The sequence below is a fragment of the Hyunsoonleella pacifica genome, from assembly GCF_004310335.1.
GTDB classification, from domain to species: domain Bacteria; phylum Bacteroidota; class Bacteroidia; order Flavobacteriales; family Flavobacteriaceae; genus Jejuia; species Jejuia pacifica.
Genome location: NZ_SIRS01000005.1, coordinates 302,599 through 316,299 on the forward strand (window position 1 = coordinate 302,599; position 13,701 = coordinate 316,299).

Below are 13,701 nucleotides of genomic sequence, written 5' to 3' on the forward strand. Positions count from 1 at the left end.
TTAACTCTTTTTTAATTGATTAATTTTCTCAAACGAAGCCGTAATTCCTTGAATTAAGGCAGAGCTCAATCCCTTGTGCTCCATTTCATTTAAGCCTGCGATAGTACATCCACTTGGTGTGGTAACCCTATCAATTTCTGCTTCTGGGTGCCTACCAGATTCTTTAAGTAAACTAGCAGCACCATAGCAGGTTTGTAATGCTAAATTATGGGCTTCATCAGCTTCAAAACCTAGCTGAATTGCTCCTTGAGTAGTCGCACGCACAAGGCGCATCCAAAATGCAATACCACTGGCACAAATTACCGTAGCAGCCTGTATTTGTTCTTCAGGAATTACCATGGTAGTTCCTAATTGGTTAAATATACTTTTCGCTAATTCAAGCTTCAACTGGCCCACATCATTAGCCGATAAACAGGTCATCGATTTCCCTATAGAAATCGCCGTATTCGGCATCACACGAATAATATGTTTATCATCGCCTATGATACTTTCAATTTTAGCTATGGAAAAACCAGCAGCCACCGACATTATCACATGGTCTTCAGTAATTAAAGGTTCCAATTCCTTTAAAACGCCTTCAATATGTCGCGGCTGAAGCGCAAAAATCACAACATCACTGTTCTCTACGGCCGTGGCGTTGCTGTTTGTGATTTTCACATAATCTTCATCTACAAACTCATTGACTTGCGCCGTATTTCTATCACTTAAATACAACGATGTAAACGACTTGTTTTTAATAAGTCCTTTTGCAATTGAACTTCCTAAATTCCCGGTTCCTATAATGGCTATTTTCATAATACTAAAAAGAAGCCTCCCCCAACCCCTCCAAAGGAAGGGAGTACTTACTCATATTTTAAAATTATTATATTCATTTTTAAGCCTTTCAGCTTTATTTTTATTCTTTTTTTGGGCGTTACCCACAAGGGGTCGGGCTTTCCGTTCCAAGTCCTCGCTGCACCCTAAAGGGATTCCGCTGTGGGCTTTCCTCTACAATCCCTAACGCACTCACTCAAGCGCAACAATACGCATGAGTAAATCCCTCCCCTTCGGGGAGGTTAGGTGGGGCTTCGGGCTTTAAAAATAAGTTCCTTTCAAACCTAAGCCCATAGTTTCTTCCAATCCAAACATTAAATTCATATTCTGTATGGCTTGTCCAGAAGCACCTTTCAATAAATTATCAATCGTACTTGTAATTAATAATTTACCATTATGCTTATGTAAATGCACTAAACACTTGTTGGTGTTTACTACTTGTTTCATATGCAAAAACTCATCCGACACAAATGTAAATTTTGCATCCTTATAAAACGAGTTATAAATAGCTTTCGCATCGTCTACAGAACCATCAAAATCCGTATAAATAGTAGCAAAAATACCTCTAGAAAAATTACCTCTATTTGGCATAAAAATAATTTCTGAAGAAAAATTGGCTTGCAACTGATTTACCGACTGATTAATCTCTCCTAAATGCTGATGCGTAAACGGTTTGTAATACGAAAAATTATTATCTCGCCAGGTGTAATGCGTTGTAGCAGATAACGAGGTTCCCGCACCAGTAGCACCAGTAACAGCATTTACATGCACATCTTTTTTAAGTAAGCCAGCATCAGCCAAAGGCAATAATCCTAACTGAATAGCCGTAGCAAAACACCCAGGATTAGCAATATAATTCGCATTTACAATAGCCTCTTTATTCAATTCTGGTAATCCATATACAAACGTTTTACCATCAAAAACTTTATCAGCTTCCAATCTAAAATCGTTACCTAAATCAATAATTTTAGTACTATCAGAAAACGTATTAGCTGATAAAAACTTAACCGAATTTCCGTGCCCTAAGCACAGAAATAACACATCTACGTTTGGGTTAACGGTATCAGTAAACACGCGATTTAAAGACCCAACCAAATCTTGGTGTACTTTAGAAATTTGATTTCCTGCATTACTTGTACTATACACAAAATCTATCTCAACCTCAGGATGATGTATCAATAGTCTGATTAATTCCCCTGCGGTGTACCCTGCGCCTCCTATGATACCTACTTTTATTTTCTTCATTTCAATTTATAATTCTATTGAGATGCTGAAACGAGTTCAGCATGACAAAAAGATTAAGAGTTTACCTGCTGATAAATCTTATTTTGATTTCCTATAATTTTAATAAATCCTTTCGCATCGTCGGCAGTCCATGCTTTATTTTCTTCGCCATAACTACCAAACTTCGCACTCATTAAATCATGTTCAGATGTGATACCGTCTAATGAGAAATGATACGGTTTTAATGTTACTGTAACGTCTCCCGAAACTTTTTCTTGACTGTTAGATAAAAACGCTTCAATATCTCGCATTACAGGGTCTAAATACTGTCCTTCATGTAAATGCATACCGTAAAAACTAGACAAATACTCTTTATGCTGTAATTGCCACTTCGTAAGCGTATGCTTTTCTAATAAATGGTGTGCTTTCACAGTAATTAAAGCCGCTGCAGCTTCAAATCCTACACGCCCTTTTATACCCACAATCGTATCTCCTACGTGAATATCTCTACCAATAGCATAAGCCGATGCTAAATCATTCAATTTTTCAATATTTACCTCTGGTGCATTAGTTGCGCCATTCAAAGCTACAAACTCGCCTTTATCAAAAGTTAAGGTCACTTTTTCCTCGCCTTCTTTTTCTAATTGCGACGGATACGCTTCACTTGGTAATGGCTTTTCAGAAGTTAATGTTTCTGCGCCACCTACACTAGTACCCCACAATCCTTTGTTTACGGAGTATTGTGCTTTTTCCCAAGACATATCAATACCATTAGCTTTTAAATATTCTATCTCCTCTTGTCTCGATAGTTTTTGGTCTCTAATTGGTGTGATGATTTTTATACCTGGTGCTAGTGTTTGAAAAATCATATCAAAACGCACTTGGTCGTTTCCGGCACCTGTACTTCCATGAGCAATATATTCAGCATCAATACTTTTAGCGTACTCAATAATTTCAATAGCTTGTACAATACGCTCAGCACTTACAGATAGTGGATAGGTGTTATTTTTCAACACATTGCCAAAAATTAAATACTTCACTACCTTTTGGTAAAAGGTTGCTACAGCATCTATATTTTTATAGGTAGAAACACCCATTTTATAGGCATTACTTTCAATATGTTTAATTTCATCTTGTGTAAAACCTCCTGTGTTTACACTTACCGCATGCACATCGTATTCTTTGGATAAACTTACTGCACAATACGATGTATCTAATCCGCCACTATAGGCTATTACTAACTTTTTCATGAATTTGTTTTAACTAATATTTTTAAGAATCTTATTAAACTGATTGATTTTAGATTCGAAATATGGATTAACGTAATATTTATATTTAAACTCATCCCTTAACTTTCCCAGCTTTTCAAGTGTTTCAATTAAAACAGGCGATAAGTCTTTTAATGTAATAAACTTCATGCCTAACAACTCATTGTTAAGATGCACGGTTTTATCTTGAGCTATTGAAATAAGAAATGCTTTTGAAAATTTTTTGGTCAACGCATCCATCAATAACAACCCTAAATTATGATTTCTATAGGTTTTATGAATCCATAAAGAGGAACGCTCGTACACAGAGTGTTTTTCTATAGTGTGCCTGTGTGCAAAAATATGACCAACGATATCATCATCTTTTAATAGCAAAAAACAACCATTGTTAAGTCTATCAAGCAACATACCTACACTAGCATGATACATCGCAGGAAGATTTTTAGTTCTTTCTGAAATAATCTGTAGCTGTGTTTTGGAAACCTCATGCGTAAAAACAAGCTCTAAGCCTTTATCTTCGCAAAAGGCTGTTGCTTCTAATAAAGCTTTATTAATATCTTTTTCCAATGTCGTTTCCATTTTTAGTTGTTGTTTTTTTCAAAACACATTTCTAGTTTAATATTCAACTTTGACCTAAATAGGTGTGAATTTTAAATTACTTTTCTGCTAAAATCTTCCATAATGGAATAATCCCAACAAACTTTAATACTTCAATACATAACGAAAATCGCGAAAGTGAATTACTTTCTTAAACAGATACACCCCACTAGGGGCGTGTTTGAGGAAAACGCACAACAACTGCCTCAGCATTGGCTGCTGAAACAAAAGAGATAAAAGATATGTTGTTTCCTGTTTTCACTGAATAACCATCTTAACTATTAACTCTAAATCGTCGGCGTGAGCCCCTTTCGTTAATATGAGCGGCAAAATTACAACTTATTATGAATTAAACAACTACTAAATGTAAAAAATAAAATCTACGGAAATAAAAGTTGTTTTAATCCAACGCTCTAATCCAAATATTTCTGTAGCTCACACGGCTATTATCGCCATGGTCTTGTAACATTAAAGGTAGTTTACCATGGGGATTGTACTTTGGAAAACCTACATGTGCCACAGCGCCTTGGATTTCAAAATTATCCTGAATTAACACACCGTTGTGTAATACTGTAATGGTTGCCTCTTTTATCACACGTCCTAAATCATTAAACCTTGGTGCGTGAAAAATTATATCGTAAGTATTCCAATCGCCGCTTGCAACCGATGCTTTTACCAATGGTATCGATTGTTTATATATGGCTCCAACCTGTCCGTTAACATAAGTATCGTTGTTGTTATTATCTAAAATTTGGACTTCATATTGACCTTGCAAGAACACGCCACTATTGGCACGGTGCTGTCCATTTCCTCGAATATCCTCTGGCGATTTCCACTCTATGTGTAATTGAACGCTCCCAAATTGTTGCTTGGTTTGAATGTCTCCAGATTTATCTTTTACCGTCATAGAGCCGTCTTCATTTAAAATCCATTGTACGGCACTGCTATCCTTTACGTGTTCCCAAGCCTCAAAATTGCTACCATCAAAAAGCACAATGGCATCACTAGGCACTCCGTTTTGTCCTGTGGGGCTGACCGTTGGCGGTACAGGTTTATACAACTCTGTCTCTTCCGGAGTTTTGGGTTCTTCTTTATTGAGTGCTTTTTCTTTGGCTAACTTTTCACTTTTATCTTCAAGCAAATAGTTGCAGGAACTTATTGCAAGCAATAATAACAATAAGGGTAAAATTCGCTTCAAAAACATAACTTAGATACCTAGTATACTTTTTAAATAATCCTCATCTATATCGCCTCCAGCAAAATCATCAAAACTTCGTGTAGCTGCTTCAATAATATGCTTTTGAATGAAAGGTGCGCCTTCCCTAGCTCCTTGTTCAGAGGATTTTATGCAACACTCCCATTCCATAACTGCCCACAAATCGAGTCCGTATTTGGTCAATTTTGAAAAAATAGCACTAAAATCCACCTGGCCGTCTCCCAAACTTCTAAAACGTCCTGCTCTATCTTTCCAATCGGTATAACCACCATACACCCCTTGCCGCCCTGTGGGGTTAAACTCTGCATCCTTTACATGAAATGCTTTAATTCTTTCGTGGTAAATATCAATAAACTGCAAATAATCCAGTTGCTGTAATACAAAATGACTGGGGTCGTATAACAAATTAGCGCGAGAATGATTTCCAGTTGCTTCTAAAAACCGCTCATAAGAAATTCCATCATGCAAATCTTCGCCTGGATGAATTTCATAACACACATCTACGCCACAGTCATCAAAATGATTCAAAATAGGCAACCATCTTTTGGCTAATTCTTTAAAACCCATATCCACCAAACCAGTTGGTCGTTGAGGCCAAGGGTATACTGTATGCCACATTAATGCTCCAGAGAACGACGCGTGCGATTTTAAACCTAAACGCTTACTTACTATTCCACATTTTTTTACAAAATCTATTGCCCACTCGGTTCTCGCTTTAGGGTTGCCTCGAACAGCTTCTGGCGCAAAACCATCAAACATGGTGTCGTATGCTGGGTTTACGGCAACTAATTGGCCTTGTAAATGCGTAGATAATTCTGTGATTTCCAATCCATAAGATTGTACTTTTCCTTTAAGCTCGTCGCAATAGGTCTGACTTTCGGCTCCTTTATCAATATCTATTAAGCTAGATTCCCATGTTGGGATTTGTATACCTTTATAGCCTAAATCGGCAGCCCATTTACACATACCGCCTAAACTATTAAATGGTGCTTCACTACCTGCAAATTGCGCTAAAAATACCGCTGGTCCTTTTATTGTTTTCATAAATTCTCTGTACCTAAAGCCCCACCTAACCTCCCCAAAGGGGAGGAACTGAGTACTCTTTTATTATTTATTTTTTGGGCGACTGTATTGAAACAGGTAATCCTAACGCAAAAAAATCAGCCCAAACCTATGTCAATCATTTAGCTTATTTATTATCTTCTCAATCAAGACATCATCTTCCTCTTTTAGGAAAATAATTGTCGGACCATACACATTATTCACTGCAAGAAGCCCGTAGTCTTCATTATACAATATCGGCCCAGTTCCATCAACAACAGGACTTTCTAAATTGTAAAATCCAAATTTCAAATTATCTAACTTTTTGCTAATAAAAGGTCTTTTATTAATACTTATAAATTTTTCGAAACCGAAAAATAAAAAATTTGAATCTTTAATCTTTCTAATAGAAATAACTTTTGAGGAGTCGATTCGATTTACATACTTATAATTCAATGAATCTCCATTTCTTGTGAATGTTGATATAAACCTCTCTTCTCTAAGCTCTGCCCCATACAATATTATCGCATCCATTTCTGTTTTCCTTTCTACATTTTTCTCAGAACAATTGTTACAAAGCATAAATAGCAATATGTAGACAAAACAAAATCTCAAAAAATTAAATCTTCGTCCAATTAGCATTGTTCTTATCACTTTCTACAGCAGCATAAATAAATTTCATGCCACGTACACCATCTGTAATGGTCGGATAATCTGGATTTTCAATAGTTTTTCCTTCATTTACCGCAGATAAGTGCAATGCAAAATTTTTATATATCGTAGCAAAGGCTTCTAGATAACCTTCGGGATGACCTGCTGGAATTCTACAGACCGCCAAAGCCTCGTCGTGCAAACCGTTACCGTTTGGTGTATAAATTGTTTTAGGTGCTTCCAGCCAGCGCGCTGTTAATTCATTTGGGTTTTCTTGATACCATTCTATACTCCCTTTTGTTCCATATACTTTAATTCCCAAATTGTTTTCTTCGCCCAGTGCTATTTGCGAAATAGAAATCGTGCCTTTCGCACCATTCTCCATACGTATCAACATATTGCCATCATCATCCAAAACCCTGCCTTCTCCAAAGCGTCCTAAATCGGCTGCAATTTCTTCGATTTTTAAGCCTGTAACGTATTCTATCAAGTTTTCAGCATGCGTACCAATATCTCCTAAAGCACCTCCAATTCCCGAACGTTTAGGATCTACCCGCCATGCGGCTTGTTTTTGTTCGGTTTTTTCTAATGATGTAGATAACCATCCTTGCAAATATTGCGCTTGTATTTTTCTAATGGTACCCAATTCGCCTTTAGCCACCATAGCTTTAGCTTGTTTTACCATAGAATTTCCCGTGTAATTATGGGTTAGTGCAAATAATTTTCCGCTTTTAGCAACTACGTCTTGTAATGCTTCAGCCTCATCTAAAGTTAAGGTTACAGGCTTATCGCACACCACATGAAAACCATTCTCTAAAGCTAGTTTTGCTGGTGGAAAATGCATGTGATTAGGCGTTACGATGACTACAAAGTCCATTCTAACATCTTCAGGGAGTGCTTTCTCCTTTACAATCATTTCTTCAAATGTTCCATAGCATCTTGTTTCGTCTAGACCTAATGCTATCCCAGAGGTTATCGATTTTTCGGCAGTACTACTAAACGCACCGCACACCAACTCAATCATGCCATCAATGGCTGCAGCTTTTCTATGCACATCGCCGATAAAAGAGCCTGTACCACCGCCGACCATTCCCATTCTTAATTTTTTACTCATAAATAATTTATACTTCTGAAGTTTGATATTTTTTTCTCATATAAATATGCAATCCCAAAAATGCCACAATTAAAATAGCTGGTAAAATAGACATAGTCCGCAATGCTTCTGCAGCATTAGCATCATCCATAAGTTTTCCCATAATTGGCAAAACTAAAGATACCGAAAACATGCCCGCACCTCCCATAATAGAAAGTCCCAACGCACCTGTTTCTGGTAAATATTCTGCCACAAACCCTAACATAGTTGGCCAAAAGAATGTGACCCCTATAGCAAAAACCGCCGCTGCTACAAAGGTCATTCCGCCACTTGTAATGGTTAACAACCATAAGCCAATAAAGGTAAAAATAGCGGAATACAATAACATCCCCGAAGGACTTAACTTATGCACCACTTGCCCTGCAAAAAGTCGCCCCAAAGCCATAATACCATTAATAAATGCCAACACCAATAACGGTGCGGTTACCGATTCTTTTAATAAGGATTCTATACGCTGCGTAGTCCCTAATTCTGAAGCGGCCGTTAAAAACATACACGCTACCATAAATAAAAACAAAGGCTTTAAGACACTGGAGAACATTTTTTTATTACTAATACCCATTTGCACACGTTCAGTAACGGGAATCTTTTGCCCCCAAAACAACAAACCATAGATAATAAGTGGAATGAATAAAGTCCCTACCATAACTTGCCAGCTTTCAAAACCTAAAAAACTTAAATCTAATTTATCCATAACTAACCAGCCCACAAGCGCACCAATTACAATACCTCCAGGAAACCATACATGAAACCGGTTTAGCATTTTGGTTTTTTCGTCCAGATACATTGACGCCACCATAGGATTTAAAGCCGCCTCTACAAAACCATTACCTATACCTATAAATAAGGTTGCTATAAATAGTGAGGTCATGGAATCTGCTAATAAAGTCAATACGATTCCAACAGCGTGGGTTACAAACGCCATCCACGTAATTTTTTTAATTCCCAATAAATCCACCAAAGGTCCACCAATAATCATGGCGATGGTAAACCCAAAAAAGGCTGGTGCAAAGGCATAACCTATTTGCTCTAGTGTTAAGCCTACGCCTTCTGGTCCAAACACCGTTTCTAATCTTGCCCTAATAGCAAAGGTCATGGCAGTCGTAATTAAAGCCAAACAACTCCCGAGGAATAACCTGTTCTTATTAATCGTTTCCATTTATATTTAGTTTGGTTAGTTGTGTTTTAAGCAAGTTGTTTCCCTACTTTCTTTAGCAAGTCTCGCGTTGCAGTAATACCTGCTTCTTCAGTCATACCACGGCCTTCAAACTCAATACCCACAAAGCCAGTATACCCAACTTCCTTAACTAGCTTCATTAATCTTAAATAGTCTAGTTTCGTTTCGTTTCCTTCAGCATCAAAATGATATGATTTTGCACTTACTGCTTTTGCAAACGGCAATAGTTCTTTCACGCCTTTATAAGTATCATAGGCCTCCAGACAATTTCTGTCTTTGTCTTTTTGGATGCAGAAATTGCCAAAATCGGGCAATGTCCCACAATTATTATGTTTTATTTGAGAGAACACCTGTGTCATCCACTCGCCATTTGAAGAAAACCCACCATGATTTTCTACTAAAATATTAATATTGGAACCCTTTGCAAATTCAGATAATTTAGACAACGAATCTATACTGGCCTTAACGGCATCATCCTTATCTGTACCTCCTGCAAGATTTACGCGAATGGCATGACAACCCAAAAAGTGAGCCGCTTCTACCCATTTGTAATGGTTTTCAATAGCTTTTAAACGCTTTGGAGTATCTGCGTCGGCCAAATTCCCCTCGCCATCAATCATTATCAAAACATTTTGTTGCCCTTCTTTGTTAGCTCTAGCATTCATTTCTTTTAAGTAAGACCTGTTTTTGGCCTTATCTTTGAAAAAACTATTAACATATTCTACACCTTCACAATCAAAATGGCGCGCTTTTGCTGCAAAGTCTAAGTTATCCATAGTACCATCACGCAACGAACGATTAAACGACCATTGTGCCAATGAAATCTTAAAATGCCAAGCAGGGTTTTCTATTACTGCCGTAGACGTTTCATTATTCTTGTTTGTATTTTTGCAAGAAGAGAGCCCTAATAGCGACAACGCCAAACCTGTTTGACCAGTTTTATAAATAAAGTCACGTCTTTTCATTGTTCCTAATTTAGATGTGTTAGTAAACACGTGAAAATATATAAATATTAGCCTCTTTCTGTTTATTTTTATTCAGTGAAAGATTTTGAACAAATACTTTACAACTCAGGATAAGTAGTAAGCGATTGCTTTTTACTATATAACTCGCGATATTCATTTGGAGAACATTTTTCATGTTTTCTAAACACAGTGGAGAAGTACTGACTTGTTGAAAACCCACACATATAAGCCACCTCCGTAATGGTTAAATTTTCATTTTTTAGCAAGATTTCTTTTGACATCTTTAATCTGCACATGGTTAAGTACCGCATTGGTGTTAAATTAGTCAACTGCTTACAATGATGTGTAAACCTAGTGAGGCCAACACCTGCGGACCGAGACATTTTACCTATCGTCCAGTTCTCAGCAAGATTTTTATCCAGCTCCTTTAAAAAGTAAGCCACACTTCTGGAACTATCAGTTAAAGATTCATTGAACTCAATGTTTTCGTTATCCAACAAATCTAAAATCAATATTAAAAGATAGTTTACCAAAAGCCGTATTCTAGAAGCATTACTTCCTTTTTCATCTGTATTAACCGCCATATTGATGCGTTTAAAACAGTCTCGCACCCTTTGGTCTGTTTTCAATATCGATTTTTCGTTCTGCCTTAAAAACTTAGTTAATCGTGACAGGTCAGCTTCTGTTAGGGTAATCCAATCTGGCCATACCCATTCTTGATGAGGCCTACGCACACCCAAATCAATAATAACCCAATAAAATTTTCCCATACCTATATAGGGGTTCCCAACCTTATGCACCTCCCAAGGACGTGTAATTGTTAAATGATTTGGCGTTAACAACACCTCCTTGTTTTCTTGAGAATACGGCATGGAACCAGATTCTAAAAAATGAAATTCTATCCCTTCATTCCTATGCCAATCCAATCCCCAATCCTGCGGTTCGTTAGCATCCCAATACCCTATACTGTTCAACCCAAGCGTATTGTCGTCCAACCTGTCGCCAGGATATGTGTGACGCGCCAAGGCTTTAAATTTCAACTTCTTTCTATCAAAAGCATCAATTAACGGCAAACATGTATCGGCATGATACACTATTTCTCCTGACTCGTAGGGCTCTATCTGTTGTATATTTATTTTCACTGAAATATTTTAGACAATTAACCTGTACAAATTAGTTATTTTTCCGAATATTATAAAGAAACTAAGTCTTTTGTAATAATTCTTAGGTTTGTAACACATATTATCTCCCAAATTAATAACAAAAGCCTATTCTACAGTAAAACAGGTAAATTATGAGTATTAAGGATTCTACAGAAATATTAAGTAAGTACGACGCTATCGTTATAGGAACCGGTATTACAGGAGGATGGGCTGCAAAAGAGTTATGCGAAAATGGACTTAAAACCCTAGTACTCGAAAGAGGTAGAATGGTAGAACATATTAAAGACTATCCTACAGCCCATCTAGACCCTTGGGACATGGAACTCCATGGAGAACCTACCGCTGAAGAGCTTGCCCAACAACCCAAACAGTCTAGAACGGGTTACATAGTCAAAAAAGATTCCAGACATTGGTTTGTAAACGATTTAGAACACCCCTACAATGAAAAAAAGAGATTTGATTGGCTTAGAGGTTACCACGTAGGTGGACGCTCTATTATGTGGGGCAGACAGTCCTATCGATTAAGCGATTTGGACTTTGAAGCCAACATAAAAGATGGTTATGGTGTAGATTGGCCTATTCGCTATAAAGACTTAGAGCCTTGGTACAGTTACGTAGAGCGTTATGTTGGTATTAGCGGAGAGGCATTAGGTCTACCACAATTACCCGATAGTGTTTTTGAACCACCTATGGAACTCAACTGTGTAGAAGAACATCTTAAAGCTGAAATGGCAAAAAACCAAGGACGTGTTTTAACTATTGGTAGAGTTGCTAATGATACAGGAAGTACTCCTCGCGAAGGACGAGGCAAGTGTCAATTCAGAGCAAGATGTAGGCGTGGATGCCCTTATGGCGGGTATTTTAGTAGCAACGCTTCTACACTCCCTGCTGCTGCCCGTACTGGAAACATGACTTTGAGACCACATTCTATTGCCTATGAAATTGTATATGATGATACACATAAAAAAGCAACAGGCGTTAAAATAATTGATGCAGAAACCAAAGAAAAATTAGAGTTTGAAGCCGATATTATTTTCTGTTGTGCTTCTGCCATTGCATCGGCTTCCATCTTAATGCAATCTAAATCTGCTAGATTTCCAAACGGATTAGGTAATGATTCTGGAGAATTAGGTCATAACATTATGGACCACCATTTAGGCTCTGGAGCTTCTGGAACTATTGATGGTTTTGAAGATAAATACTATAAAGGGCGAAGACCCAATGGCATCTACATACCCCGTTTTAGAAACCTAGGCGATAAAGCTAGTGAGCAAAAAACATTTTTAAGAGGTTATGGCTACCAAGGTGGTGCAGGAAGGCGTGGTATTTTTGAACACGTAGCAGAACTTGGTTATGGTGCAGAATTTAAAGAAAAAATATTAGAACCTGGACCATGGCGTATGGGGCTTGGCGGTTTTGGAGAATGCCTTCCTTATCACGAGAATAAAATGACTTTGGATTATGAAAAATTAGACCAATGGGGGCTGCCAACAATAACGTTTGACGCTGAGTGGAAAGAGAACGAAATAAACATGCGCAAAGATATCGTTGAGCAAGCAGCACAGATGCTTGAAACAGCTGGTTTTAAAGACATTCAAACCTTCGACAGAAAAACTGCGCCTGGAATTGGTATTCATGAAATGGGAACCGCTAGAATGGGTCGAGACCCTAAAACCTCAGTACTCAATAAGTACAATCAAATTCACAATGTACCTAATGTATATGTAACTGATGGTGCTTGTATGACCTCAGCGGGGTGCCAAAACCCTTCATTAACATATATGGCACTTACCGCTAGAGCAGCCAATCATGCTGTTAAACAATTTAAAACCGAACACTCATGAAACGTAGAGACGCCATAAAACAAATTGGTTTAACACTTGGTTATTCTGCCATTGCTCCCAGTGCTTTAAACATTTTACAAAGCTGTACAAGTGAGGTTGAAAAATGGACACCGGTATTCTTTACGGAAGAAGAGAGCATTGTTATAAAACATCTCGTAGATTTAATTTTACCTAAAACCGAAGCTACACCTGGTGCTTTAGACGTTAATGTCCCTGAGTTTATAGACTTATATGCCTTTAAAGCCTATAATGAAAAGAAAAAAGCATCATATAAGATAGAAATAGAGGGTATTCTTAACGCCCTTAACATACCTAAGACTAAAGCAAAAGACTTAACTACCGAAAATTACACCACTTTATTAGACAAATACTTAAGAGCATCCAAAACGGAAGAAAAACAATTTAAAACAGAAAACAACTTAGTTTATAAAGCACTCTTAAATCTAAGGAACCAAACGGTTTGGGCTTACCGCACTAGTGAAATGGTTGGCGAACAGGTATTGGCTTACGACCCTATTCCCGCATCACAAAAAGGATGTGTTTCTTTAGAAGAGACCACCAACGGAAAAGCGTGGTCTTTATAAACATC

General features: G+C 37.5%; 13 protein-coding genes. 2 read left to right on the forward strand and 11 right to left on the reverse strand.

Annotated elements, in window-relative coordinates; all coding sequences use genetic code 11:
* The 11 genes from proC to EYD46_RS13355 form a co-directional block, all read right to left on the reverse strand.
* On the reverse strand, positions 1-795 hold the full coding sequence (gene proC / locus EYD46_RS13305; protein ID WP_130937666.1) for a pyrroline-5-carboxylate reductase: 795 nt from the start codon (positions 793-795) through the stop codon (positions 1-3).
* 279 nt (positions 796-1,074) lie between these two features.
* Positions 1,075-2,058, reverse strand: coding sequence for an N-acetyl-gamma-glutamyl-phosphate reductase (argC, locus tag EYD46_RS13310; protein ID WP_130937667.1), 984 nt, complete (start codon positions 2,056-2,058; stop codon positions 1,075-1,077).
* A gap of 53 nt (positions 2,059-2,111) precedes the next feature.
* Entirely contained in the window at positions 2,112-3,287 is a 1,176-nt protein-coding gene (locus EYD46_RS13315; protein ID WP_130937668.1) for an argininosuccinate synthase, read from the reverse strand.
* A 9-nt stretch (positions 3,288-3,296) separates the two neighbouring features.
* The gene (locus tag EYD46_RS13320; protein WP_130937669.1) at positions 3,297-3,884 is read right to left on the reverse strand and encodes a GNAT family N-acetyltransferase; all 588 of its coding nucleotides are present in this window, start codon (positions 3,882-3,884) and stop codon (positions 3,297-3,299) included.
* A 418-nt stretch (positions 3,885-4,302) separates the two neighbouring features.
* On the reverse strand, positions 4,303-5,100 hold the full coding sequence (locus EYD46_RS13325; protein WP_229731300.1) for a 3-keto-disaccharide hydrolase: 798 nt from the start codon (positions 5,098-5,100) through the stop codon (positions 4,303-4,305).
* Between the two features lie 9 nt (positions 5,101-5,109).
* The gene (locus EYD46_RS13330; protein WP_130937671.1) at positions 5,110-6,162 is read right to left on the reverse strand and encodes a sugar phosphate isomerase/epimerase family protein; all 1,053 of its coding nucleotides are present in this window, start codon (positions 6,160-6,162) and stop codon (positions 5,110-5,112) included.
* Between the two features lie 132 nt (positions 6,163-6,294).
* Positions 6,295-6,741 (reverse strand): hypothetical protein, encoded by a 447-nt coding sequence (locus tag EYD46_RS13335; RefSeq protein WP_165454385.1) that lies wholly within the window; start codon positions 6,739-6,741, stop codon positions 6,295-6,297.
* 37 nt (positions 6,742-6,778) lie between these two features.
* Positions 6,779-7,924 carry a Gfo/Idh/MocA family protein gene (locus tag EYD46_RS13340; RefSeq protein WP_229731301.1) on the reverse strand — a complete coding sequence of 382 codons (1,146 nt, stop codon included), beginning with the start codon at positions 7,922-7,924 and terminating at the stop codon, positions 6,779-6,781.
* Between the two features lie 7 nt (positions 7,925-7,931).
* A complete protein-coding gene (locus tag EYD46_RS13345) occupies positions 7,932-9,122 on the reverse strand; it encodes an MFS transporter (protein WP_130937673.1) in 1,191 nt (396 codons plus the stop codon).
* A 26-nt stretch (positions 9,123-9,148) separates the two neighbouring features.
* Positions 9,149-10,105 carry a sugar phosphate isomerase/epimerase family protein gene (locus EYD46_RS13350; protein ID WP_130937674.1) on the reverse strand — a complete coding sequence of 319 codons (957 nt, stop codon included), beginning with the start codon at positions 10,103-10,105 and terminating at the stop codon, positions 9,149-9,151.
* A gap of 98 nt (positions 10,106-10,203) precedes the next feature.
* Positions 10,204-11,247 carry a helix-turn-helix transcriptional regulator gene (locus EYD46_RS13355; protein WP_130937675.1) on the reverse strand — a complete coding sequence of 348 codons (1,044 nt, stop codon included), beginning with the start codon at positions 11,245-11,247 and terminating at the stop codon, positions 10,204-10,206.
* 152 nt (positions 11,248-11,399) lie between these two features.
* On the opposite strand from EYD46_RS13355, the gene EYD46_RS13360 reads away from it, so the two are divergent.
* Together EYD46_RS13360 and EYD46_RS13365 are read left to right on the forward strand one after the other, a co-directional pair.
* A complete protein-coding gene (locus tag EYD46_RS13360; RefSeq protein WP_130937676.1) occupies positions 11,400-13,112 on the forward strand; it encodes a GMC oxidoreductase in 1,713 nt (570 codons plus the stop codon).
* On the forward strand, positions 13,109-13,696 hold the full coding sequence (locus EYD46_RS13365) for a gluconate 2-dehydrogenase subunit 3 family protein (protein WP_130937677.1): 588 nt from the start codon (positions 13,109-13,111) through the stop codon (positions 13,694-13,696). The genes EYD46_RS13360 and EYD46_RS13365 overlap by 4 nt, the downstream gene beginning before the upstream one ends.
* Positions 13,697-13,701 lie beyond the last annotated feature (5 nt).